26 protein-coding genes are annotated in these 24636 nt (G+C 60.2%); 5 read left to right on the forward strand and 21 right to left on the reverse strand.

Annotation, left to right across the window (positions count from 1 at the left end; all coding sequences use genetic code 11):
• Window positions 1-154: 154 nt before the first annotated feature.
• From EGO55_RS05090 to EGO55_RS05115, 6 genes are all read right to left on the reverse strand, one after another.
• On the reverse strand, window positions 155-2641 hold the full coding sequence (locus EGO55_RS05090) for a TonB-dependent receptor (protein ID WP_040716919.1): 2487 nt from the start codon (window positions 2639-2641) through the stop codon (window positions 155-157).
• Between the two features lie 241 nt (window positions 2642-2882).
• Window positions 2883-3272, reverse strand: a complete 390-nt coding sequence (locus EGO55_RS05095; protein WP_021691315.1) for a VOC family protein — start codon at window positions 3270-3272, stop codon at window positions 2883-2885.
• 37 nt (window positions 3273-3309) lie between these two features.
• Window positions 3310-4116 carry an SDR family NAD(P)-dependent oxidoreductase gene (locus EGO55_RS05100; RefSeq protein WP_021691314.1) on the reverse strand — a complete coding sequence of 269 codons (807 nt, stop codon included), beginning with the start codon at window positions 4114-4116 and terminating at the stop codon, window positions 3310-3312.
• Window positions 4109-5755 (reverse strand): AMP-binding protein, encoded by a 1647-nt coding sequence (locus EGO55_RS05105; protein WP_021691313.1) that lies wholly within the window; start codon window positions 5753-5755, stop codon window positions 4109-4111. Before EGO55_RS05105 ends, EGO55_RS05100 begins: the two co-directional genes overlap by 8 nt.
• The gene (locus tag EGO55_RS05110) at window positions 5752-6774 is read right to left on the reverse strand and encodes a TIGR03617 family F420-dependent LLM class oxidoreductase (RefSeq protein ID WP_021691312.1); all 1023 of its coding nucleotides are present in this window, start codon (window positions 6772-6774) and stop codon (window positions 5752-5754) included. The genes EGO55_RS05105 and EGO55_RS05110 overlap by 4 nt, the downstream gene beginning before the upstream one ends.
• A gap of 63 nt (window positions 6775-6837) precedes the next feature.
• On the reverse strand, window positions 6838-8142 hold the full coding sequence (locus tag EGO55_RS05115) for a cytochrome P450 (protein ID WP_021691311.1): 1305 nt from the start codon (window positions 8140-8142) through the stop codon (window positions 6838-6840).
• Between the two features lie 170 nt (window positions 8143-8312).
• Here EGO55_RS05115 and EGO55_RS21715 point away from each other — a divergent pair, with 170 nt between their 5' ends.
• Entirely contained in the window at window positions 8313-8504 is a 192-nt protein-coding gene (locus EGO55_RS21715) for a ferredoxin (protein ID WP_161566022.1), read from the forward strand.
• A 35-nt stretch (window positions 8505-8539) separates the two neighbouring features.
• Entirely contained in the window at window positions 8540-9187 is a 648-nt protein-coding gene (locus tag EGO55_RS05125) for a TetR/AcrR family transcriptional regulator (RefSeq protein ID WP_021691310.1), read from the forward strand.
• A 52-nt stretch (window positions 9188-9239) separates the two neighbouring features.
• Here EGO55_RS05125 and EGO55_RS05130 read toward each other — a convergent pair whose 3' ends face one another.
• The 13 genes from EGO55_RS05130 to EGO55_RS05190 all read right to left on the reverse strand — a co-directional run bounded on the left by EGO55_RS05130 (window position 9240) and on the right by EGO55_RS05190 (window position 20669).
• Complete coding sequence (locus EGO55_RS05130) at window positions 9240-9722, reverse strand: A24 family peptidase (protein ID WP_021691309.1); 483 nt, start codon at window positions 9720-9722, stop codon at window positions 9240-9242.
• Complete coding sequence (locus EGO55_RS05135) at window positions 9719-10390, reverse strand: tetratricopeptide repeat protein (RefSeq protein WP_021691308.1); 672 nt, start codon at window positions 10388-10390, stop codon at window positions 9719-9721. The genes EGO55_RS05130 and EGO55_RS05135 overlap by 4 nt, the downstream gene beginning before the upstream one ends.
• Before the next feature lie 2 nt (window positions 10391-10392).
• Window positions 10393-11313 (reverse strand): type II secretion system F family protein, encoded by a 921-nt coding sequence (locus EGO55_RS05140; RefSeq protein WP_210766649.1) that lies wholly within the window; start codon window positions 11311-11313, stop codon window positions 10393-10395.
• 49 nt (window positions 11314-11362) lie between these two features.
• A complete protein-coding gene (locus tag EGO55_RS05145; protein WP_021691306.1) occupies window positions 11363-12367 on the reverse strand; it encodes a type II secretion system F family protein in 1005 nt (334 codons plus the stop codon).
• On the reverse strand, window positions 12367-13743 hold the full coding sequence (locus tag EGO55_RS05150) for a TadA family conjugal transfer-associated ATPase (protein WP_021691305.1): 1377 nt from the start codon (window positions 13741-13743) through the stop codon (window positions 12367-12369). The genes EGO55_RS05145 and EGO55_RS05150 overlap by 1 nt, the downstream gene beginning before the upstream one ends.
• Window positions 13740-14897 carry a CpaE/TadZ family protein gene (locus tag EGO55_RS05155; RefSeq protein ID WP_161566023.1) on the reverse strand — a complete coding sequence of 386 codons (1158 nt, stop codon included), beginning with the start codon at window positions 14895-14897 and terminating at the stop codon, window positions 13740-13742. The genes EGO55_RS05150 and EGO55_RS05155 overlap by 4 nt, the downstream gene beginning before the upstream one ends.
• Before the next feature lie 46 nt (window positions 14898-14943).
• Window positions 14944-15564 carry a TadE/TadG family type IV pilus assembly protein gene (locus EGO55_RS05160; protein ID WP_021691303.1) on the reverse strand — a complete coding sequence of 207 codons (621 nt, stop codon included), beginning with the start codon at window positions 15562-15564 and terminating at the stop codon, window positions 14944-14946.
• A complete protein-coding gene (locus EGO55_RS05165) occupies window positions 15561-16061 on the reverse strand; it encodes a TadE/TadG family type IV pilus assembly protein (RefSeq protein WP_021691302.1) in 501 nt (166 codons plus the stop codon). Before EGO55_RS05165 ends, EGO55_RS05160 begins: the two co-directional genes overlap by 4 nt.
• Window positions 16058-17701: a pilus assembly protein TadG-related protein gene (locus tag EGO55_RS05170; protein WP_040716916.1), complete on the reverse strand. Its 1644-nt coding sequence runs from the start codon at window positions 17699-17701 to the stop codon at window positions 16058-16060. Before EGO55_RS05170 ends, EGO55_RS05165 begins: the two co-directional genes overlap by 4 nt.
• A gap of 20 nt (window positions 17702-17721) precedes the next feature.
• A complete protein-coding gene (locus tag EGO55_RS05175; protein ID WP_021691300.1) occupies window positions 17722-18024 on the reverse strand; it encodes a hypothetical protein in 303 nt (100 codons plus the stop codon).
• A complete protein-coding gene (locus tag EGO55_RS05180; protein WP_021691299.1) occupies window positions 18014-19468 on the reverse strand; it encodes a type II and III secretion system protein family protein in 1455 nt (484 codons plus the stop codon). The genes EGO55_RS05175 and EGO55_RS05180 overlap by 11 nt, the downstream gene beginning before the upstream one ends.
• Window positions 19458-20369 carry a Flp pilus assembly protein CpaB gene (gene cpaB / locus EGO55_RS05185; protein ID WP_021691298.1) on the reverse strand — a complete coding sequence of 304 codons (912 nt, stop codon included), beginning with the start codon at window positions 20367-20369 and terminating at the stop codon, window positions 19458-19460. Before cpaB ends, EGO55_RS05180 begins: the two co-directional genes overlap by 11 nt.
• Window positions 20370-20444: 75 nt before the next feature.
• On the reverse strand, window positions 20445-20669 hold the full coding sequence (locus tag EGO55_RS05190) for a Flp family type IVb pilin (RefSeq protein WP_021691297.1): 225 nt from the start codon (window positions 20667-20669) through the stop codon (window positions 20445-20447).
• Between the two features lie 422 nt (window positions 20670-21091).
• Here EGO55_RS05190 and EGO55_RS05195 point away from each other — a divergent pair, with 422 nt between their 5' ends.
• Together EGO55_RS05195 and EGO55_RS05200 are read left to right on the forward strand one after the other, a co-directional pair.
• The gene (locus EGO55_RS05195) at window positions 21092-21946 is read left to right on the forward strand and encodes a DUF2569 family protein (protein ID WP_052023764.1); all 855 of its coding nucleotides are present in this window, start codon (window positions 21092-21094) and stop codon (window positions 21944-21946) included.
• 12 nt (window positions 21947-21958) lie between these two features.
• Window positions 21959-22183: a hypothetical protein gene (locus tag EGO55_RS05200; RefSeq protein WP_021691295.1), complete on the forward strand. Its 225-nt coding sequence runs from the start codon at window positions 21959-21961 to the stop codon at window positions 22181-22183.
• Here the strand turns inward: EGO55_RS05200 and EGO55_RS05205 are convergent.
• Window positions 22170-22877, reverse strand: a complete 708-nt coding sequence (locus tag EGO55_RS05205; RefSeq protein WP_021691294.1) for a helix-turn-helix domain-containing protein — start codon at window positions 22875-22877, stop codon at window positions 22170-22172. The genes EGO55_RS05200 and EGO55_RS05205 overlap by 14 nt on opposite strands.
• A gap of 355 nt (window positions 22878-23232) precedes the next feature.
• Between EGO55_RS05205 and EGO55_RS05210 the strand changes: the two genes are divergently transcribed.
• Window positions 23233-23781, forward strand: a complete 549-nt coding sequence (locus tag EGO55_RS05210; RefSeq protein ID WP_021691293.1) for a M23 family metallopeptidase — start codon at window positions 23233-23235, stop codon at window positions 23779-23781.
• 66 nt (window positions 23782-23847) lie between these two features.
• Here the strand turns inward: EGO55_RS05210 and EGO55_RS05215 are convergent, their stop codons facing one another.
• The gene (locus EGO55_RS05215; protein ID WP_052023763.1) at window positions 23848-24636 is read right to left on the reverse strand and encodes a metal-dependent hydrolase; all 789 of its coding nucleotides are present in this window, start codon (window positions 24634-24636) and stop codon (window positions 23848-23850) included.

The following is a 24636-nucleotide window of genomic DNA, read 5'->3' on the forward strand; positions in this document are numbered from 1 at the left end:
CAAAGCCGCATAACCATCCCCCATCGACAGCGAGAGAACGGAAACGGATGACCGCAAGGTCATCCGTTTCTGGCGTCATCCCGGATCGCGCATGTCCTGCGGGATATCGCCCCGCCGCCACACCAAACGGGTGCGCCCCCTCCGGCCCGCAGCCTCAGAAATTGTAGCGCACGCGCATGCCGTACATGCGGGGTTCCCCATACAAGGCCGCCGACGAGAGCAGCGAGCCAGTCTGGAACACGTGCGTGTTGTTGATCTGATACAGTTTGTTGGTCAGATTGGTTGCGTATGCCGTGACATCGACATTCGAACCCATGATATCCGACCAAGTGGCTGACAGGCTGAGCAGGCCGAACGATTTGAAGTAGGAATCCGGCTGCACCTCCGGAAGCAGGAATGCCTCGGTATATTGCGCGGAAGTGTGGGAGTAATTCGCATATAGCGAAAGAGCACCCAGCGTTCCGGGCAGATCGGTCCGGTAACTTATCCGGGCACTGAACGTGTGCGGCGCCACGTACTGGAAGGGCAGACAGGAGGAATCGGCCAGTTGCCCTGCCGGAATGGTCTGCCCACTACAGTCTTTCACCGGCGCAGTCGCTGGCCGGAACGTATAGTTTTTGTAATCGGCGTCGGTATGGCTGTACGTCGCGCTGAGTTCGAGATTGTTTGCGAACTTGAGGCTGGCAATCACTTCCACGCCCTTGATGCGCGCATCGGACGACAGAATTTGCACGCCACTGGCCCGCGTGGTTGCGTTGAAGTCCGATGCTGCGCGCTGGATACCCTTGTATTTGAGGTAATATCCGTTGACGTTCAACTGGGCGAGAACATCCCCAAGCGTCCAGTCGGATTTAAATCCCGCTTCGTAGGATGTGACATATTCAGGCTGGAAAGTGCGGGTGGTTTCACGCACCGACAGGCTGTTGAAGCCGCCTGCCTTATACCCCCGGCTGACCTTGGCGTAGAGCAGCAGATCGTCGGTTGCCTTGTAATCCAGTCCGATCAGCCACGTAGGCGCCTTGCTCTTCAGTTCCCCGGCAATTCTGCAGTTTGCGGGATTACTCACCACCGTTGCGGTGCTGGCGCAGCGGAAGTTTGCCCCGGCGGGCGTATAGCCCTCGGCAAAGCCGCTGATATCGTCCCACGTATAGCGATAGCCAAGCGTCAGTTTGACGCGGTCCAGCGCGGGGGTCATCAACCCGAGATCCACCGTTGCCTGCGCATAGAGCGCCTTGGAACTGGTCTTCGTCCCATAATAGCTGCGCGCCGGGACACATGCTGCGGGATTGCCTGTCATGCTGGCGGGGCAGTAGTTGATCTGGGAACTGGCCTGTACCCCGTCGGGCTTCTGGTTCAACAGAAACGCGCCTGCGGTAAAGGTCAGCCGTTTATCGAGGAAATCGCCTTGCAGTTGCAGTTCTTCGGTGAACAGGCGCACGTTATCCCGGTAATGATCATACGGCACCCCATTCCGGTATCCGGAAGGCAGCCGGGCCTGCGGAACGCCAACGTCGAACTGCTGGAATGGCGTGGCATCCCCGTCGTAAAGATAGCCGACCTTGAACTTGTGATAGCTCACGATGTTGCGCAGCTTGATCGCATCGGAAAGATCGAGGTTTGACGTGTTGACCAGCCCCCAGGCGCGGACTTCCTGATAGGAATCCAGGCTGTGCGCGGTTGCGCGGGTGCCAAGCGCCTTGGCCTTTGCCGTGGCAGCGCGATAGACATCGCAGGATACCTGAATACCGCTGGGGACGGTTGGGGCATCGACGCAAAACCCGACGCCTTTCAAACCGGCAATATTAAACTGGTTGTGAACATTGCCCGCGCCGTTGTTCCGCGAACGGGCGCCATAGGCCATCAGATAGTTTTCGAAGCGTTCGCTCGGCCGGAACAACAAGCCGATGCGCCCGGAATAGTAATGGACATCGTCGCGGTTTTTGTCGAACGTGACGTCGTGGGTATACCCCTCACGATCCTGAAACTGCCCGGCAATGCGCAGTGCCAGCTTCTCCTTCACCAACGGCGCATTGATCACGGCCTGCACTTCGCGATTGCGGTGGTTGCCGATCCCCACCTGAATATGCCCGCCGAAATCATCGGTCGGCTTGCGCGGGACCAGCAGAACAGCACCGCCTGTGGCGTTGCGACCGAACAGCGTGCCCTGCGGCCCTGCCAGAACCTGCATGTTTTCCAGATCCAGGAAATTGCCCGGCCCGCCCTGCTGCGTCAGCGACGTGGCAGTGGGAAGCGGCACTTCGTTCATGTAGATGACCACACCGGGCGACGCCTGAAACGCTGCCCCCTGGCCACGCAAGGTGATTGTCTGCGCATCCCGCGATCCGGACCCTGCGGTGCCGACTGTCATGGACGGCACACTGGCGATCAGATCTTCGGCTTTCGTGATATTCTGCTGCTCAAGTCGCTGGGACGAAAAGGCAGTGATGGCAATCGGCACATCCTGCGCCCTTTCCTCGCGTCTGTTCGCAGTCACGATAATCGTATTAAGGTCATGGCCGGCACTGGCATTGGCACCGCTTCCGGCGGATTGCCCCAATGCAATATCCGGCGTTGCAAGCGCGATGAAAGATACCGCAGCAGACAGCATCGGCATAATCAGCTGGTTACGATCACAAGCCATTTTTTCCATCTCCCCACCTTGTTCTTGTCTCGTATCAGACCCTAAAAGATACATTCGTATATCTTGAAGGTATCTACGTGTATAGTTTAAATTTCAGATATGCGAAGGGTGAAGGCCCGGTTGCGATAAACACACAACGGAATCCGCCATCCTGTTGAAATTATAATCAAAACATTGATTATAAAGGATTTATGTAAAGTCTGTCAGACGCAAATTTACAGAAGCCAGGCACGCAAGGGCATCAACTCAACGGGCCAAGCAGTTCGATCACCTGCCCGTCGGGATCAGTCAAAAATGCGATGCGTATGCCATGCGCTTCGTTGTCCTGCGGGGGATGCACCAAAGCACCCCCTGCGGTGATCGCGGACGCAACCGTGGCATCGACATCGTCCACGGCAAATCCAAGCACCGTCTCGCCGGGATTTGTCTGCCCCGCATGGCCACGACGCTCCATGATCAGGCGACTGCAGTTCTCATTGCCGGGGACGACAAACACCGTTTCCCGGGGACGTCCGTCATCGTCCATGACGCGCACGAGAACCTCCAGCCCGAGAACCGCCGTATAAAAATCTTCCACACTCGCGGGATCGCCGACGGTGATCTTGGTGAAGAAGAAGCTTTTCGCGACCATTGGTATCTCCCCTTGTTACAAGCCCCATCCCCAATCGTCACGCCGACGTGGTCACCAGCCCCTGTGTGGAAAGACTCAAGGATTCCACCACTTCCCGTCGGGAAAGTCGGCTCAGCCGTTCGATATTCGGGCGTATACTGTCCATGGCATAAACCGGGCCGTCACCCAGCCGGGCCAGCCCGGTCTGCGCGACGAAATCGGGCTCGTCAGCCTGGAATTCCCCGCCATCCATACTGAAACCAGCACGTGCCATGGCTGGCGTACGGGTCAACCCGAGCACGAGGCAGAGCACCTTGACCCCGAACGGACGCAGTTCGTACCACAGCCCCTCGGCGAATGTCTGGGCATAGGCCTTGGCGGCGGCATATCCGGCAATGTTTGCCGCACCGCCAGCTCCAGCCCCCGACCCCAGAAACAGGATCGCACCCTTGCCGCGTTCCCGCATGGTTTTGCCAAAATGATGGGCGAGCCGGACCTGCGTTTCGACATTCAGGCGCATAAGCGAGAGAAAGCCGTCCAGCGGCTGGTCGAGAAACGGCTTCAGACCATGCGCGGCCCCGGCATTGTAGATCAGGCCGCCGACCTCGATATCGGCACAGGCGGCGATCAGATCGTCCGCTGCGGTTTGCTGCCCAAGATCGAGCGACAGGGTGCGTACTTCCACGCCGTAAGTGTCGCGTATTGATTGCGCCGTCTCTTCCAGCGGCCCCGCTTTTCGCGCCACAAGCATCAGGTTCACGCCCTTTGCCGCCAGACGTTGGGCGAGACATGCGCCGACACCTTCCGAACCACCGGCGATTACGGTCCAGGGCATGAATTCGGCAAAATTTTGGGGATCAGACATCATTCTCTCCATGTGTTTGGGCCAGTGTTTGGACAAGTGTTTGCGAAATCCGCAGTCGCAGTTCGTTCTTTTTGACTTTCCCCGAGGCATTTCTGGGCAATTCATCCAGAAATTCGAGACGTTCGGGCGTCTTCTGCACGGACAGTCCCAGATTCCGAAAATGTGCGCACGCATCGGCCAGCGTCAGATGCATACCTGCCTCCAAGACAACGAAGGCACATACCTTTTCGCCATAGATCGCATCGGGCATTGCGACAGCTGCGGCATCGTTCACCGAGGGGTGCTGCATCAGGCAGGCTTCGACTTCCGTGGAAGAAATGTTTTCTCCCCCACGGATGATGATGTCCTTTTTCCGGTCCGTAATCAGCAGATAACCGCGACCATCCAGCCGCCCGATATCTCCGGTGCGAAACCAGCCGCCCGGAGCAAACGCTTCCAGATCAAGTTCCGGGTTCGAATAGCCGGCAAACAGATCCGGCCCCCGGGTGAGGATATTGCCTTCTGCGCCGGTGGGCAGATCGCGATCGTTATCGTCGACGATCCGCACTTCATTGCCGGTATCGATCTGTCCGTCGGTAAAGGCGCGGTTCTGGAACGTCTCATCCGGATCGAACAGTGTGACGGTCGGATGTTCGGTGGAGCCATAGACTCTCGCCCCGCGAAATCCCCGTTCATCCGCCATCCGCACCTGTTCCGGCGTAATCCCCTGCCCCCCCATGCTGAAGCTGGTGAGCGAGGACATATCCGCGCCATGCGCCTGCGCCGCATCCAGCAAGGTCACGAGAAACGTCGGCGTCCCCCCGCCGCACCGGATCTGGTGCCGTTCGATCAGCCGGGCGGCCAGAACGGGGTCCCAATGGTCCATGAATACCTGCGGCGCCCCATAGAGCGATGGCCGCATGACGAAGCCATATCCGGTAATATGGCCCGCCGGCATATTGCTGAGATACATGCCCCGATTGGCGAATGTGGGCCTCCCCCATTCCCACAACAGGCTGTTATGCGTGTGCTGCACGCCCTTGGGATGGGATGTCGTCCCCGACGTGTAGATCAGGCAGGCAATGGCGTTCGGATCGCCGGGTGCCGGGGTGAACCCTTCGGTACCACCTGCGACCAGATCATCCCATGCGATACACGAAGCTGGCACGGCATCGCCGATCACCACCAGCGCTTCCAGCCGCGTGTCCGCCAGACACTCGGCATAGCGTGCAGCATAGGGGCGTCCGCGCCATGCATCGGGCACGAACAGGAACTTCGCGCCGGAATCCTGCACGATATAGCTGATTTCGGCATCGCCATAGATGCTGACAATCGGAAGCGTGATTGCGCCAAGATGCGCAATCGCCTGATAGATTATCGCGGTTTCCAGCCATGTCGGAAGCTGGACAGCAATAACATCGCCCGCCCGCACCCCCAGACTGTACAACCCGGCGGCCACACGCAGGCCTTCCTCAAACAGGTCTGCGTTGGATCGGGCGATCATGGCCTCATTGCGATAATAGAACGAGGGCGTATCCGGGAAAGCGCGGGCCGCCGCCGTCAGCGCTTCGGACAGCGTGGTGCCATTGTAGTAGCCCTGTTCTTTCCAGCGGGCCTGCAGAATCGCCCGCTCGCGACGGATTGTTTCGGCACGGTTCACGCTTTCAACTCCGCGATCACGGCAGCGATGTTCGCGTCTGCGGCGCAATCCTGTGGCAGCGCGATCCCGATATGCGTGGCGCAACCGTTGAACATGGTCCGGATGGTCGCGGCAAGCTCGCTCCACGGCGCGGAGATCACAAATGCGTCCAGAATATCGTCATCCAGCAATGCGGGCATCGCATCCCATTTCCCTTCACGGGTAAGCTGGCGCAGCGCAGGGCCAAACTGCCCCCAACCGAACAGTTCCAGACTGCGCCAGTAATTGGGCGTGGACAGGATTGTGGCCAGAAGCTGTCTGTGCGCCTCCCTGTTCCGGTTGATTTCCTCGGCAGACGAACCCGTCGCGATCAGAGGATTGACGATGACCCCCATATCGCCGACCGATCGCCCGGTTCGCGCGGCCCCCTTCGCAAGGTCCGGCAGCAACAGTTCCTGAATAAAACGCGGGCTGGTGTTGGTCGGATGCGTCGTGATCGCATCGGCCAGTTCTCCGGCCAGCGCCGCCATATGCGGCCCTACGGCCGCCAGATGCAATGGAATATCCGGATGCTCTATCGGTGGCGGCGCAATATAGGCCTGTTGCCGCAGGAACTGGTAATATTCGCCTCTGAAAGCCAGGGGTTCGCCGGTCTGCCAGCAGCGGAAAATCGCACGCATCGTCTGCACATATTCACGCATGCGAGGGGCAGGCGGGTGCCATGGCGTGCTGTATTTCTGGATAATGTTCGGCGCCACGAGCGGCCCCAGCCCCAGATGGTATCGCCCGCCGGAAAAGGCCTGCAGATCCCAAACCGCAACCGCGGTTGTCATCGGGCTGCGAGGAAAACACACCAGCGCGCTGTTGGCGATGTCAATCCGGGTCGTCGCCCCCACCGCTATGGCCGCCGCAGTAAGGCCGTCATGGCAAACGTCGGGTATGCTCAGGCGATCGAAGCCCAGCGCCTCGGCCCTGCGCGCGGCATCTGTCACCCCCGATAGCGGGGTGTAGAGATCGAGATTTGCGACGACCGTAAACATGTGCGTGCCTCGCCAATCAGCGCGGAGGAACAAGGGGGCATGCCTTTTCAGGCACCGACTGCCTCACCAGGTGACGGGCAGGTCCTTGAGATGGCGGAGGAGCAAGCCTGTGTTGCATGACCGGACCTCGCTTTCCGGAACGGCCAATTGAATATCGGGGAACCGTTCGATCAGCGCAGGGATCGCCATACGCAGCTCCAGTTTGGCAAGCTGGTTGCCCAGACAACTGTGGCTGCCGAGACCGAACACGAGATGCTGCACCTTGGTGCGGGTCAGGTCCAGTCGTTCCGGGGTGTCGTACTGCGCCGGGTCGTGATTGGCAGCACCCTGCATGATGACGCACGGTTCACCGGCAGGGATATCCCGGCCGTCGACTGTCACATCCTCCAGCCCCACGCGCTGCGCCACGTGGACGGACGCGTCATACCGGATAAGCTCGTCGATACCGTCCTCGATCAATTCAGGCTGGCGTTGCAGCAGCCGGAGTTGATCGCGATTGCGCAACAGCGAGAAGGTATTGAACGCAATCATGTTCGATGTGGATTCATGGCCCGCCATGAAAATGAGGACACACATCGCGATCAATTCGTCATCGGTCAGCGCCTTGCCGTCGGCGTCCCGCGCCTGAACGAAGGTCGTGATGACATCATCGCGCGGGTTTTTCCGGCGATCCGTGATGTGCTTGCGGAAATACTCCGTAAACCCTTTGCTCGCTTCTTCGCCGCCCCGTTCGACTTCCGGTGAAATCCGGCCGAGTTCCCCGCGCCGCGCGAAATTCTTCATCCAGCTTTCGATGAGCGGCAAATCTTCGAGCGGCATCCCGAATATCCGGAATATCATCGTGATCGGTAGTGGATTGGCGTAATCGCTGACGATGTCCGCCTGCCCCCTTTCTTCCATGCGGGACAGAAGATATTCTATTGTTTCAGCAATATAGGGGCGGAACTCTTCCACTTTCCGCCGCATGAATGTAGTGGCGACCATCTTGCGCACGCGGGCATGATCGACCGGTTCGAGGAAAAGCAGGACCCGGCGCATGATGCCCAGGAAGCGCTGACCGTTTTCTCCCGTATCGTAAGCCTGCACCGTGCGACTGTCGCTTGTCATCAGCCGATGGGTGAAGGCCTCATAGCCTGCGCGATAGGATGTCAGCACCCAGCACGGCCGCCCGCCGTGAAGCGCGGGGTGATGGGTCCGATAAACCGGGTCAAGTTCCCGCAGGCGATTGTAGTAAGGGTAAAGGTTCCCGCGCAGCGTCGGCTCGAGAAGAATGGAGAGCACCTCTTCCGGATCTGTCAGCGTTTCCGCGGCTGGTGCCGGCAACGATGTGACATATTGCGCCGTGGTAGCTCCGTACTGACCGGTCATACTTACCTCACCCAGAATCTATTGGTATACATGTGTCACTCATTGAGTCGCATACATCATATACATATGTCAATCTTTGTGTTGCGCAGCAGGAAATGCCCTTTACAATGCGGGGGCGCTGGCGGCGGCATGCAAGCCGCCCGGCCATTCAAAGAAACTGGGGAGTTGCAATGAAAGTGATTGCAGACAGCACAATGTGCGAAGGAAATCTCGAATGCCTACTCATATGCCCGGAAGTCTTCGCCGTGAGTGAGGATAATCAGGCAAAGGTATTGACCGATAACATACCGACTGGACTATACGACAAGGTCCGACTTGCAGTGCAGGCATGCCCTCGTGCTGCGCTTCGGATCGAGGAATAGCGGACCTGACGGCGGGCCCACAAAAAGGAAGTTGGATGTCGAGAGAAGTGGCCGAGGCCCGAAAAACCAGCACGCCCCACGTCTCTTGGCAAAGCAAGAAACGCGAGGCCAATCGGGAGCAAATTCTCGAAGCCGCACTCAATGCTTTTGAGGAAAAATCCTACGGCGCGGTGACCGTTGAAGATATCATAGAAAAGGCGAAGGTCAGTCGCGCCACCTTCTACAAGCATTTTCCCAACAAGCTGGCGATCGTGGTGGCCCTGTCCCAGGGAAAAGTCTCGCCCATCGCGGATCAGGCCTATGCCAAACTCGCCCGGTTACAGGACCCGACCGCACGCCAGTTGTCTGCATGGGTGCGCCAGTTCGTCGCGATATTTGAAAACAACCGCGCGATCATTGAAACCCTTGCCGAAGTCTGGATTGTGGAGCCCGAGTATCACGAGATCATGGTCAACAAGCACGAGCTCAACATCAAGATGCTCGGAGAATCCATACCGGCTTTCGCCGTCGCTTCTTCGGGATTGAAGAAGGACGAGTACGCACGAATAAAGGCGCACTTTCTGCTAAGATTGCTGGAAGACTTCTGTAACAGCGTGACGATCCACAAATGGGATATCGAAAAGGATGTTGGAATCCGTGTTATTTCGGATGAATTCTATAGGTTTATCCAGGATTTTGGATGAGCTTCCACATCACGCGATGAATATCTGATCGCCGCCCCCACCTCGCTCTTGCCTATCGCAAACCGGAACTGAGGCCCATCAGCCCTTCCGACTTCAGAAAAAGCGAAAGTGCAAGCCCCGCTGCAATGGCAACCCCATAGGGCACATTCCAATACCCCAGGGACAGGACCTTTCCGGCAACAAACCGCTTCAGCAACATCAAAATCACAAGCAAAAAGCCCGAAACCGAGGTCCAGAGCAACAGCATCGGCGCCTCTGCAAGAGGGATCGCACAGGCGGACGCGACGTAGAATTTTACGTCCCCGCCGCCCACCATGCGTAACCGGAACAGAAGCAGCCCGACACACAACGCAATCGCCGCGTGCAGCAATGCCGACGCAACCGCGATGGTCCCGCCATGCAATGCCAATGCAACCAGTCCAGCGCAGGCAAGAACGGCGCATAACAGGTTGGGAAGGCGTCGTGTGCGAATATCCATCAAGGCGCCCAGCGCCCCCACAACGACCGGCAACCAGAAAACGGCAACCACGTTCATTCCTTGAGGCCTATGCGGATCGGATATTCCTGCGGCGCCGGGCCGGAACGGGGTTCCGCAGATGGGGGTCGCGGCGTGCCATCCGGGGCCACCACGATCATGCGCGGCGCCTGCCGCCCATCCATGCGGGTGTGCAAATGCACTTCCCCGCGTGACACGCGTTCAACCATTCCATTCTGCAGTGAAGTACTGACAGGATCAGGCGTGGCCATTTGCATGCCCGGGATGTCCGCTGTCGCCCCCACTCCGGAATAGAGGTCGCGGTTCCGGGCGAGATCCACCTGCCGTTGCAACCGCAACAGATTGGCCGCGAACCGCGGGTTTTCCGGATCGGTGGCCATCGCAGCACGGAAATAGCGGTCAGCCAGATCTTCGCGCCCCATTCGCGCGTAGGCGACTGCCAGCCCATTGTTGGCTTCTGCTCTGCTCGCATCATCCAGCAGGGCAATCCTGTAGGATGCAACCGCAGCCGACAACCGCCCCGCCTTGAGATAAACGGCGCCTTCCGCCAGTGCGCCGGACGTGTCGCCCGCGAGGCGGGGTGTCGCGTGCTGCGCATCCGGCCCCTTCTTGAACATCCAGCTGGTCAAGGCAAAAGACTGGCACCCTGCCAGCAAACCAGCGGACACAACCAGACTGGTCAATCTGAAAGCCGACATCTTAGTCATAGTCATCCTCCTCCAAGTGCCGGCAGAAGCTGCCGGACCACCCGAATGACACCGGGGATCATCAAAACACCGATCATGGTCGGCAACATGCAAGCGACCAGGGGAATGGAGATAAGCACGGGGAGCCGCTGCGCCTTCTCTTCCGCGCGCAAACGGCGTCTTTCCCGCATCTCTGCGGAATAGACACGCAATGTGTCCGCAATGCTTGTGCCGAGCTTGTCCGACTGGATAAGCAGGGTCGTAAAATTGCGAACCTCGCCCACACCACTCGTCTCGCCCATCCGGCGCAAGGCTTCATCCCGTCGCGCGCCTGCGCGCAGTTGCAAGGTGGCCTTCGAAAGCAGTTCCGCGACCAACGGGTGCGTCCCCACCATTTCACGCCCGACGCGATCCAGCGCTGCTTCCAGCCCCAGCCCGGCTTCGACACACACGAGCATCAGATCGAGGCAATCGGGAAAACCGTTGGTTACGGCTTCCCGCCGCCGGTCTGCCTTGGCCGTAATGAAAAGGTTGGGTGCATAAAGCCCCAGCAAAGCGAATGTTGCGCCGAACAGGTAAAGCTTCAGAAAACTCAGTTCCTGCCCCCCTGCGCTTGCCAGCAGGACATAGGTTATCGGCAGCAACAGGACGAGCCCGAGCCGAATAAGCGTAAACAGCTTGGGGGCGGCAGCGGACGTATAGCCTGCCGCCACCAGCTTGTCCCTGAGCTTGTCCCCCTTGGTATCGCCGAGTGTCAGCCCCGCCTGCTCGATACGATCCGCAAGACGCGCCCATGCGCCGTCCTTGCCTTCCTGCAACCGCACGCGCCCGGTCGATGATCCGGATTGCGCGATAGCCCTGATATCGGCCTTGACCGTTGCGCGCCGCTGGATCGAACGCGCAACGAACAACGAAATCACCATGACCATGACAAAGAGGAGCATCAGGAATGCCCCTCGAGCGATCAGATTGTTTGCGAGGAAATCAATCATATCACACCCGGATATTGACCATTTTTCGGATGATCACGACGCCGATGATGAACCACACGACGATGATCGGAAATCCGAAATAGAAAATCGGATCTTCCGCGACATCGAGGTAGAATTTGGGGTTCAACAGGAACAGCGCCACAAAGGTAATGACCGGCAGGGCCGTCAGCAGCCAACCGGTCATCCTGCCTTCCGAACTCAAGGCCCGCACTTTCAGGAAGAGCGAGGCGCGATCGCGAATAACTTTCGAAAGATTGTCGAGAATTTCGGCCAGATTGCCCCCGGTTTCGCTTTGCACCGACAGGCAGACGACGAACATGCGGATATCTTCAAGATCCCACCTGTCCGCCATATCGCTGAGCGCATCATTCAGGTCTGCGCCATAGGATACCTCATCTGCGACCAGACCGAACTCAGACCCGATGGGATCTTCCATTTCCTGTGTCAGCAATTCGAGAGCGCCGGCAATCGGATGGCCGGAACGCAACGCCCGCACGAAAATATCGAGCGCGACGGGAAATTGCCCCTGCATGCGTTTGCGGCGGCGTTCGGCCAGAAACGAGATCGCCATGATCGGTCCACCAATCGCCACCGCCCCGGCAAACACCAGGATCAGCTGGATCACGCCCGAAGAGATCGGATAATTCGCCCGCCAGGCGATGATCATGATCACCAACACGAGCGCGGCGAAGATCACCCCCATGACGATGGCAACCTGCGGCGCGGTGTAAGGGACCGCCGCCACGCTCAGATTCCGGCGAAAGGAGAGATAGAATTTGCCGAGAAGGCCGTTTCCCTGCGCGAATTGCAACGGATCGTTCTTGCGCAACCGCGCCACGATATCCTCGCGACTGGCACCTGTGCCGATCATCTTGAGACGGCGGTTCACCGCGCTACTATGCGCCCGCCGTTCGACCGTCAGCCGCAGGACAATCTGGATCAGCAAGAATACCGATGCGAAAATCGCCAGCAATACGACAAATCGGGTAATCTCGGCAGGAAGCATCAATCACCCCCGATATGTAGCGAGGGACGGAACAGTTCCGCGGACAGTTCAATACCGTGCTCTGCGGCGTGCTGCAGGAATTTAGGCCGGATGCCCGTTGCCTCGAAATGGCCCAGTACATCGCCGTTTTCGCTCCGGCCGGTCATCCGAAAGCGGAATATTTCCTGCATGGTGATCGTCGGACCTTCCATGCCGGTGACTTCGGCAAGACTGACGAGCCGCCGCCGCCCGTCCGCCTGACGCCCTATCTGGATCACCACATTGATCGCGGCGGCAATCTGCGCCCGCGCCGAAGCGGGCGCGATATCGATCCCGCTCATGCCGATCATCTGCTCCACACGGGACAGCGCGTCGCGGGCGGTATTCGCATGGACAGTCGTCATCGAACCATCATGGCCGGTGTTCATCGCCTGCAACATATCGAACGCTTCACCGGCGCGGACTTCGCCCACGATGATGCGATCGGGCCGCATCCGCAGCGCGTTTTTCACCAGATCACGCTGGGTCACCTCCCCGCGCCCTTCGATATTGGGGGGGCGGGTTTCGAGCCTCGCCACATGTTCCTGCTGCAGTTGCAGTTCGGCGGAATCCTCGATCGTCACGATCCGCTCACGCTCGTCGATAAAGGCTGTCAGCGCATTGAGCAGCGTTGTCTTGCCCGACCCCGTACCACCCGAAATCAGCACATTGCGCCGCGACTGGACGATCGCAGCCAGAACTTCGGCCACCGGTGCGGGAATGCTGCCCAATTCGATCAGCCGGCTCATGCCGATACGCTTTTTCGCGAATTTGCGGATGGACAACAACGATCCGTCAATCGCCAGCGGCGCAACGATGGCGTTCACACGCGAACCGTCGGCCAGACGGGCGTCCACAAAGGGGGACGATTCATCGACCCGCCTGCCGACCGCGCTGACGATCTTCTGAATGATCCGCAGCAGATGGCGCTCATCCTGAAACCGTGTCGTCGCCCGTTCGAGCAGGCCATGGCGTTCCACGAACACGGTCTTGTGTCCGTTGACGAGAATATCGGTGATGCTTTCATCCGCCAGCAGCGGCTCAAGCGGCCCCAGCCCGAGCAGTTCATCCAGCACTTCGCCGACAAGGCGCTCGCGCTCGCGCGTGTTGAGCGCCGCGTCTTCCTCAATCAACAGCGACAGGACGATACTGCCCACTTCCGCGTCGATCTGATCCCGCGAAAGTTTGTCGAGAACGCCGAGATTGATCCGGTCGAGCAGTTTGCGGTGGATCGCGGTCTTGAGCGCGAGAAGCTTGTCGATCGCGCTATCTTCGCCGCCAGTTGGCGGCACGGGCTGGGCGCCGAAATCAGTCTCGTTTGCCGCTGGTTGGCGACGCCCGGTGATTTCCCACTTCATGGCTGCACACCCGCGGCAAAGCGTTGCTGGATCATCCCGGTCAGCTTCCGGATATCCGCCGCATAAGGGCTCTTGCTGCGCACATCCCCCACGAGCAGCCCCTGATCCTGCGCCAGACCGATGTTCTGCAAATCCAGTTGCAGGCCGCAAAGAACATCATGATTGAGCGCATGTGCAACATCGGACAGGCTGATCGTGCTGAACAGGCGCCGTTCGACCCGGTTTACGATCACCGAAACCATCTGCCGATCGATGCCGACACTATCGAACAGGTCGAGCCGCCGCCGCGCCTGGCGCAAGCTGGCAAGGCTCTGTTCGACCACCATCAAAACCCCCTGCGCTTCCGACAGCAGCGAAAGGCTCCAATGGGTAAGATTCGACGGTGTATCGACAAACACGTAATCATATTCGCGCCGTGCGATCTCCAGCGTCCGGCGCAGTTTCTCGACATCGATCGCTTCCAGCGGCACGATATCCTGCGGCGCGGCGATCACATCGACACCGCTGGCATGGGCCGTCGCGACCGATTTCAGAAAGGCGTCGTCAACCCGTGTGTGCGCTTCCAGCAGATCGGCCAACGTGCGCCGCGGTTGCAGGCCCAACACTTCGGCAACCCGGCCGAACTGAATATCGAGATCGACAATGCAGACCCGCCGGTTTTGTCCATCCGCCGCCAGCGCCGCCGCCAGATGCGTTACCAGCGTGGTCGCGCCGCCCCCGCCCAGCGCACGCGCGACGGCAATCAACGGCGCCAGCCCGGCGTTCGCCTTATCGGGCGCAGCATTGGTTTCAGAGACGGCCAGTGCCGCTTGCAGCAATTCCTCCGGTTGCAGCGGTAGGCCGATGACATCGGACACCCCCTGCCGCAACAGCATGCGAACAAGGCCGATATCGGTGCTTTCCAGCGCCACAATTGTGGGCAAATCGGGCCGCAGTGCACGTACCTGCGCAATGCGCTTCATCGAAGGCACAACCGCCGGATCGACATGCAGGACCAGAACGCTCGCCTGCGCGATATCCGTCGCCTCGATGGGCTGATGCAACGCAAGCGGCACCAATCGGGCATCTTCAATCCACGGCGCGCCCTTTGCGGCACGCAGGGCATCAATCTGCTCGCTGGCGGCAACAACCGTCAGTGGCGCGGGAAATCGCAAACGGTATTCCTTTCCAGAGGTCGCTTGTCTGTCGTGATGGGCCATTTCAGAACGCCTCTTGCCCTTTGCCGTCTTCCATCGTCAGCGTGTAGGAGAAGTCCGGAAGATTCATTGTGAAGCCGAGCAGGATGTAGGGGGAGAATGTCAGCTCGGCTGCTCGAACGGTGACCAGCGGCGCAATGTCCATATTATCCGGATCGCCTGCGTAACCCAGCCCGGACCCGCGATATTCGACCACCACATTGTCCGCCCCGATTTGCGGCATGATGTCCTGCATGCGCGCCACGACTGTCGCGAATGATGGCCCCGGCGGTGTACCGGTGGTTGGGCATGGCCCGGGATTGCATTCACAGATCGTCTGGGTGCACGTGAGACGCCCCAGAGCCTCCGCAGGAATGCGGTCCCCCTGCGTCAGGGTAACCCCGCCGACTGTAGCCCCCACATAACTCGTCGTTGCCAGTGCCGGTGCAACCGGGTCCGTCACCACAGCCCAGCGTGCCCCGATCTGCGTGGCTTTTTCGCCCTGGTTGATGGTGTAGAAGAAGCGCCCGGCATCCAGCAGACCGATCAGAAACAGCAGCGCCACTGGCAACAGCATGGCGAATTCCGCCGCGCTCGCCCCGGATTGGTTGCGCCACAACCGCGTTATGGAGGGCACCCCGATCATATGCCCATCACCGCCGCCTGTTGCGTGGCATTGAGCATGTAGGTGGAGTCGATAATCCCGACCCCATCAAACAGGGAACGATAATGCACATTGGCCGTGATATTGATCTGCGGCGCGTTGGCTTCGTTCTTGTAAATGCCGGTTTTGATCGCCGTTTCCGGACAAGTCACCTCAACAGTAATATTGTCGTTCACCCAGCCAGGGACACGGGGAGTGCCGCCCGATACCTGCCCGGTGCGCGTCACCTCTTGGATGGGCGTCGCAGCAGGCGCCGTTACCGTAAAATCCCCATTATTGCAGTTGAGCCCCACAAAGCTCTGTCGGCTGGCGAAGCGAGCGCCATCACGCACGCCCTTCACCACCTGATGCTGATTGTAGAAATAATACCCCAGCTCCGATCCGCCAAAGAGCAGCGTGACCAGCAACGGCAGAATCAGCGCCATTTCGGCCGCCGCCGCGCCGCAGGTGCAGCGCAGGAGGGTGCCTAGCCCGCTCATTTGAGCAGATAGGGCACATCGCGACGGATCACGGTGCCTGCCGTTTCGCCGGCCGAGCCGGACAGGGTTTCGCCAATTATCTCGACATAGATTTGATCTTTGCCCGTGCGTGCGCGGTCCAACGACGGCTGAACCAGAAACACATCGAGCCAACGGCGAACAGGAACCCCGGATGTGTTGCCCTTCACCTTATGCGCCTGGCAATTCACCACCGCGACGGACAACCGCCTGCGATCAACCGTGGTCGCACTCGGTTCCAGACCCGTGCCATACGGTGTGCTCTGACGATTGCTGCAAACCGGTGTGCCATAGTCCGTACGACCGTCGGCCAGTGTCCGGTTGCCAAGAATCTGCACACCGTCGATCGTCCTGCCGCGGTTTGCGATTTCCCAGAGATAGACCTGATAGCGTGTGGGCCACCGTGGGCGCACCACGCCTTCACCGTCGATCGCGCCAGTAAACCCGTTGTTGACGAGATTGCTCCGCCACTCGCTCGCGCTCCAATAGCCGCCCGTGCTCCGGCGATAATGTGACCGGAAATAGGCATCGCGATCCCAGAAGCCATCGCCGAAAATGCGGGCCCCACTGCATTCATTGCTGGATGTCGAATGACAAATATCGCGCGGATACCCCATGGCATCAGGTGTGACGCTGGTCGGCAAGGCACTGTTTGTCGTGGGGAGATACTTGGTGTTAGGCTCGCCCCAGCCTTGGCTGGAATGCAGTTTGCATGCATTATTCTTGCTAAAATCCGGATGGACCAGATCCTTGCGGGTATTGATCGAAGGCGGACAGACACCGCCTGCTTCACAACCCTGACTGTCGTAGATATCGAAGCGCGTGTTCAGCGCCTGCGGCACATTGGCCATATTGCCGGGCTCGGTCTCGATGGTCGTGTTGCCAGATTGGGAAATGCAGGTTCCCGGCGTAGTGAGCCAGCCCAGCGTTTTACGCACGCCCTCCGCGCCGTTGCCCACCCCGGTATCGAGATAGCCGTAGTTGCCCGGTGCCCAGCTGCTGCCGCCGCCCTGCGTCACCAGAAAACCCTGCCCCACGCGATCCGATGCGTTGAAATCGACATTCGGGTTCGAATTGTTGGCCGGTTCATCCGGGTTGCACATCATCACCGGCGGCGTGCGGCACAGGGCCGATCCGACACCCGCCGCCGCCTTGGCCCCCAGCGTGCCTTCCAGCGCGCCCACGATCGGGGTCAGGGCATAGCGTGCCTTGCGCTGTTCAACCGTGACGCAAACGAAGGCCGCCTGCGCATTGGTCAATGTGTTCGACGTTGCGGTGCTGCACGCTTCCGCGCCCGCTTTGTCCGCATAAAACCACACCGTCAGGTCATCGATATCGCGCCCTTCGCCATCATTGGCAAACAGCGTCTCGTTTCTGACCAAGTCCCCCTTCGCCGCGCTCTCGGCGCGGGTCATCGCGCCGCTTTGCCGGTCGAGCTGCGTGGCGGCGGCCAGAGCGGCCTGATCGGCGGCATTCCGCAATTCGGTGTCCATCGCCGCCAGATGCGCATAATCGAAGCCAATCCCGGCAACGGCCACCAGCGCAGGCAGAGCAAGCGCGTAAAGCGCGGCCATTGCCCCGCTATCGCTATGCCGTAACCGCGCTGTGATATGCCTTGCCATGGTCAGTCCCCATCACGTGCTCATTTGCCGCCGCTTCCGCCACCAGTGAGGTTTTCGGTGGTGCTGATGGTCTCGGGTTGCTTCACCGTATCGGTCCGATAGCGGTCGATCGCATCCGCAGCATGATCGCCGCTGGTGACCATCGGCCCATCATAGACCGGATCGGGATCGATCACTTGCGCCATCATCGTCTGGCGGTTCGCCTCGCCAAAGGCGGCATCGCCCGGCTGTTCGAAGATGGAGGGCACACTGGCACACCCTGCCAGCAGCGAAGTGGCAGCCACAGCCCAGAGGCCCCGGCGCATGATGCGCTCAATATTCATAGTCGCCTCCCTTCCCCGATGTCGCGTCCGCCGCCGGGTTGGCTGGCTGCGCCTGCCCCTGGCCTTGCCCCTGTGGGAGCGGGACCGGATCGTAAGGTTCGCCCAGCAGGACGGACGCCACGGCATCCGGGTCTTTCACGCGGTCCGTGGGCAGCCGCACCTGATCAGGCCGGATCGGGCGCACGAGGCGCGGCGTAACGATGATCAGCAGTTCCGTTTCGCCCTTCTGGAACTGGGTGGAACGAAACAGGCTGCCGATGATCGGGATCGATCCGAGCATGGGCACCTGATTGATCGTGGTCTTGAAATCGCGCTGCAACAGCCCGGCAATCGCGAAGCTTTCGCCATCGCGCAGTTCCAGCGTGGTGCTGGCCCGGCGCGTCTGCAGCCCCGGTATCGAAATGCCGTTGAGCTGGATCGACGCCGCCGGATCGATCGCGCTGACTTCGGGTTCGACCTTGAGATTGATCGTGCGGTCGCCCAGCACAGTCGGGGTAAAGCCCAGGCTGACGCCGAATGGCTTGAATTCCACCGTCACGCTGGCGGCCCCGCCATTATCCCCGCTTGCGCGGCCGGATTGGACCACGGGAATGGGGAATTCGCCCCCGGCAAGGAACGATGCCTTTTCGCCGGACAGCGCGATCAGCGTCGGTTCGGCCAGCGTCTTGGCAAAACCCTTGTTTTCAAGGGCGTCGAGATAGGCTTCGAAATTCATGCCCAGCGCGCGGAACGTGCCGCCCACGATGCCGAAGCTGTTCAGCACGCTGCCCACACCGAATTCGCGCACCCCGTCGGTATCGGTCAAGGATGCGCCCGGCCCGCTGGCCGCGCCGAACCGGCCATCCTTTGCAAACCCGCGCACGCCGATATCTTCACCGACGCTGCGTTTGATCTCGGCAAACTTCACTTCCAGCATGACCTGCTGGCTGGACCCCAGCCCGACCATGTTGACCACATTCTGCCCGGCATACGTCCGCGCCAGTTGCACCGCCCGGTCAATCGCGCCGGGATCGTTGGCCATGCCGGTCAGGATCAGGGCATTGCCCGATGTCTGCGCTTCGATCTGCGTGTTCGGCACGATCCGCGCCAATTGTTCGCGATAGCCGATGGCATCCGGCCCAACCGCCACATCCATCACCACCAGAACCCGCCCGCCCCTGTCATAAAGGGTCAGGCTGGTGGTCCCCATGGTTTTGCCCAGCACATAGATCGAACGATCCGTCAGCGGCACGATATCCGCGATTTCCGGATTGCCGACCATGGCCTTGGCAATCGCCTGATCGGCGGTGACCACCTGGCTCTTGTTCATCGGCACTTCCAGCGTGCCGCCGTGCAGCCGATCTTCGCGATACTGGGCCAGTGCGGGCGCAGGGGCCGCCACGGCCAGCGCCAGAAGCGCGGCAGGCACGGACATGCGCAGGGCCCGGATGATATCAGAAGCCATAACGTTGCACCTCCTGCACGCTTGCCGCCGTGCCCCGCACCACGGTCATTTGCGGCCCGCCCGTGGGGCGTGGCTGGATGGCGCCGCCCGCTGCGGGGATCACGGGGATGCGTGTCGCGACCGCCGGAACGGGCACTGCAGACGCGCCACCCCGGTTGCGCGCCGGAATATAATAACCGCCCCCCAGATCGCGGGTGGTTACCGCGCGGCGGGGCCCAACAATCTGGTTTTCGACATTGCGCAGCGCCAGGCTCAACCGGCCGATCTGTGTGGCCAGCGCCAGTTTCTGCGCGCCTTGCGGATCGACTTGCAACGTGGCGGTGCGGCTTTGCGTCGGGTCGGTGTTCTGTTCGCCCGCGCGCAGATCCATGGCCAGCACCTGCACATTTTCCATGATCACATGGGTCATCTTGTCATCGCCGGTGGCACCATCGCCTGGGATTTGCCGCGTCAGCATGACATCGACGACATCGCCCGGCGTAACGAAACCGGCCACCCCGCTGACGGCATCGACCGGCACGGTCACCGCGCGCATATCGCCCGGGATATTGGCGGAAAGCACCGCCCGGCTGGAAATGCGGGAAACAAGGATGGGTTCGCCTTGCGCGATCGGGCGGATCGCCACTTCGCCGGAGGTGAGCAGTTTCTGCCCTTCCCCATCGCGATAGGCGCCCTGCGGCACGGAATCCGCCGGCCAGCTGACCATGCGGATATTGTCCGCCGTCAATGGGGCGCCGAAATCCATCGCCCGCGCCGCCACCGCGATCCGCGTCAGCTTGCGCTGTTCCGCGACGACTTCCTGCCGTTTTTCCACGCCGCTGAACCAGGCGTTCGCCAGATAAACCGCGAGTAATGCGAATAGCACCGCCGCGCCGAGAATGATGATATTGCGCCGCTCCACGATGGCGCCCCCCTGTTGTTGGCGAATTGGGCCCCGTCAGCCCGCAGGGGACTGACGGGGTAAGCGATCAGAGACTTAGCCGCCCGAAGTCGTGCTGCCGCCGCCCGGTGCAGGCGCCCCACAAGTTGTTTCAGGCGAGTCAATGCAATTGGCTGCATCAGTCATTGCAGCCGAGATATTGTCGCCGAGGAGGATCGCTGCCCCGGCAATCCCGGTGCCTACAATGGCAAGGATCAGCGCATATTCGGCCGCCGAAGCGCCGGATTCGTCTTTCAGGAAGGATTTCAAAAAGCTCTTCATGTCATTTCCCCAACAATGGCCACGACCTGATGATCGCGGAAAGTTAACCCGTGGCGCCGGCTTCTATTTCCGGATCGCCTCGTCTGTTTGAGGAGGTACTTGAAACGCTCGTTCCTGTTTGCTGACCCGCAAGTCTTTACCGACCTGTAAGTCACCCCTTAGAACGTGCCCCCACACGAACTGGATGAATTGTTTCACAGTTACTTTTTCAGTCAATGCTTAACTTAAAAAGAAACGCATATGTGCAATTTCGGGACTTTCACCCGCCATAAAAGTTAATTTTTACCGCAGAGAGACATGGAAATTCGCCGCTTGGATCAACCAATAATTTACCATTTATTGGCATTATTTACCGCTGATCACACCACCATTTCCCCACGATGGAAGATCGGTAAGTTTTTATAAAACAAGGTGAATTGCATATGCCAGCACCCCACACAGACCTTGCTGTCGCCACCGCGTGGCGGCTGCCTGTGCGCGGGGCGGCGCTGGAACGATGGATCGCCGGCAAAGGCGCCGCGCTGAACGACCGGTCGCGCCGGTTCGTCCGCACGCTTGCCCCACAAATGGACAGGTGCATCATGCTGTGGCTGCTGCTTTTCCTCTCCGCCGCCGCGACTCGCATGGTCCTTTCGCGTGCCGCGATCCACGATCTGGGCGATTGGGCGCAGATCGCGCTGCCTTATGGCCTGGCCGCCTTGGCCCCGGCCGCGGCCTATCGCATGGCCATGCGCGCCTTCCCCCCGCGTGTGCTGCATACCCAGCCCGATTACCGGCTGGCACGCTATGGCCGCTGGCGCCAGATCAACCCCATGGATGCCCGCAACCACCCCGTGTTCGGCCCGTTCGGCTTCATGGCCTCGCTGCTGCTGGGGATGCTGCTGAACATTCCGGTCCGAAGTTTCGAATTTCTGGTGGCGGTCCCGGCGATCAACCATCACGCACCGGCGTGGGCGATCACCATCTTCCATATGATGACACTCGATCTCGTCATCATGAACTTCCTCTACGCGGTCTGCTTCGTCATGGCGCTGCGATCGATCCCGCTGTTCCCGCGGATGTTGCTGCTGACCTGGATGGTGGACATTGTCCTGCAACTGGCCATTGCCCAACGCGTGGCCGCCAGCCCCGGCCTGCCCGATGCGGTGGGCATAGCGCTGGAACAACTGCTGCACGGCAATATCACCAAAGTCTTGATCAGCGCGACGATATGGTTACCCTATCTGCTGCTTTCGGAACGCGTAAACGTTACCTACCGTTCGCGCATCCCGGCCTGAGGGGGCAAAGGTGTGGGGGACTTTCGCAGGGGACTGTTCTTCGCGATCATCCTGATCGGTTCCGTCCATCTGGCCTATCACTATGCCGTGGATGGCTATGCCGCGATTATCGCCACGGCGATCATCTGGATTGTGGCAGGGCGCGCCGCGCGCCTGATCGGCCATGGGGATCGGCAGGACCGGCAGCCAGCCGGTGAAACCACAGACCGCATCGGGGCGACCGTTACAGGCGGATAGTGATTTCGACCTTGTCCACGCTCGTCCCGGCGAGCTTTGCAATCCCGGCCTTGTACACCTGCAACGCATCGCCAAACGTGTCTGCAGGCGCGTGTACGGTGTGTTCGGGCGCGGCCTGACCGTGCAACAGTTCGGACCGTGCAACGCCCAGCGCATCGGCCAGCGGCCCAATCAGCTTTTCGCGCGGATGGGTTTCGTTCTTTTCCCATTTCCAGATGGTCGGCTTGCTGACCCCGATCTGCCGGGCGAGCCCGACCATGGTTATCCGGCGGGCCCGCCGCAGCCGTTTCAAACGCGCGCCGAAACTTTCGCCCGCCGCCGCGCCATCCGCCGGATCATCGTGCCCGGAAGCCAGGGACAGGGACCGGCTTCCGCCACCGGGAACGCCGACAGCCGCCACGATGGCCGGCCCGATCGGTTCGTCAAACTGACAACCGAAAGTATTCCCCCCTGCCCAGACGACGTGCGCCATGCGCAGGCCGGTGAAAGGCAAGCACACTTCAAAATGTTCATCGAGAGGAAGGCGTGTTTCGGATTCCAGCAGGATGCCGGTCTCCGACAGGTCGAGCACGCGCATGCCAAGCATCCACGCCGATCCGATCTTGCCCGTGGCATCAAGGCTGAGCCTGCGCCGGGGGCTGCCACGCTGGTCGGCCAGATCGGGTGCCTTCAGGAGTTGCGCTTCATTCGCCATCGTCTGTTCCACCACCGGTGTGGAGAATAAAGGTTAATCCTTGGTTAGAATGGATGCGCGGCACAGCAGTAACGGCACGAAGCAGCACAATAAGTCCTGAAACAGGACGGCGATGAAATTAACTTGGTTAGTTTTCACGTCATGCGTTATCTTCAGAAATGGGCAACGGAAGGGGGCAACCGTGATTTCGTTGAGAAGATTCGCCGGATATCTGGGCAGAATAGGGTGTGCGACTCTCGCATGCAGCCCCGTCTTCGCGCCCGCTGCGCGCGCGCAGGAACGGCAGCCCACCCCAGCGCAGGACATATCGGCTGCGGCCCTGACACGCCCGGAAAGAGCGCTGGGCACGGACCGCGTGCGGATAACCGTCGGCCCCGGCACGGTTCAACCGGGCGAAGCGCGTTATGCGGTCCGTTCGGTTGTTGCCGGTTCCGGGCTGATGGTATCGTTTTCCGCATCGCAATCGTCGCGCGGCGCCCCCATCGCGAATGGCTTTGTTGCAGGTGGCTTTGCCGGGGCAATACCGCGCCATTTGCCCGTGTCTTCCGCCCGGTTAACCAGCGGTTTCGGTTTGCGGCACCATCCGATCAGCGGTGGACTGCGCCAACATGCAGGCATCGATCTGGCCGCGCCTGCGGGTACCCCGGTTTTCAGCACTGTCAGCGGTGTGGTTGGCAAAGCGGGTTGGGCGGGCGGTTACGGCCTTCTGATCACGGTTGTCGATGCGAACGGCGTGCAGACCCGTTATGGGCACCTTTCGGGACTTGCCGTCGCACAAGGGCAGTTTGTTTCGGCCGGAGACGTCGTCGGATATGTCGGATCGACGGGCAATTCCACCGGCCCCCACCTGCATTACGAAGTGCGGGTAAACGGCATTGCGGTAAACCCGCTGCACACGAGGTAGCCGGACAGAACGGGGCCGCATCAGGCATCCCTGGGGCATGGCGTGGCCCGCATTCGGGCAGAGCAGCTATTCTGCCGCGGCCGTCATATCGAGAAAATGCTGTGCGCCGTCAGGCGCGCGCCAACGCGCCGGGGTGTACCACGGCATCAATACCGGCAGAACCTTTCGCAGAAGGAATAGCGACAACCGGCGATGCACCTTGCGGGTGCGTATCCGCGAAGCCTTGCGTTCCTGCGGGGTCATGGCCTGCGCATCGATGTCCAGCATCAGCTTTTCCGCGCGGGCATTGAACCGGCCAAGATGCTGCAGCGTTTTCCACGTCACCCACAGCCGATGAAAATAGTTGCCGCCCACACGGTGATAGGCCTCGTGCGCGACCATGCGGTGTTCGTATTCTTCGGCCAGATGCCAGCGCCACATATCGGCGACTTTCTGATCGGCGCCTTCCAGCAGATCATCGATCTTCTCGAAGATAAATTCGGCATAGATCGGCCCGACGATTTCGAAACCTTGCGCATAGCCGATATTCCACAGCAGCGGTTTGGTATCGAGAAAGCGCTGGTATTCGTCCGCCATGTCTTGTTCGATCGTTTTCAGCCCGATGTATCCCGCGCGGTAGAGCGCCTCGTTGTACTGGCGATGGATCAGCGTGTGTGTCGCTTCCTGGCGGATGAAAATCGTCAGATCATCGCGCAGCGGATCGCCATGCGGCAATTGCCCCCGCACGCGTGCGGCGGTCTTGTTGAGATAGGGCTCCAGTTGCATGATGATGACCGAAAACGCATTGAACATATGCGCAAATTCGCGGTTTGGTGCCCATGCGGGCAGTGACTCGCTGAAATCGAGTTGAGGCAT

Source organism: Caenibius tardaugens NBRC 16725 (genome assembly GCF_003860345.1).
Lineage (GTDB): Bacteria > Pseudomonadota > Alphaproteobacteria > Sphingomonadales > Sphingomonadaceae > Caenibius > Caenibius tardaugens.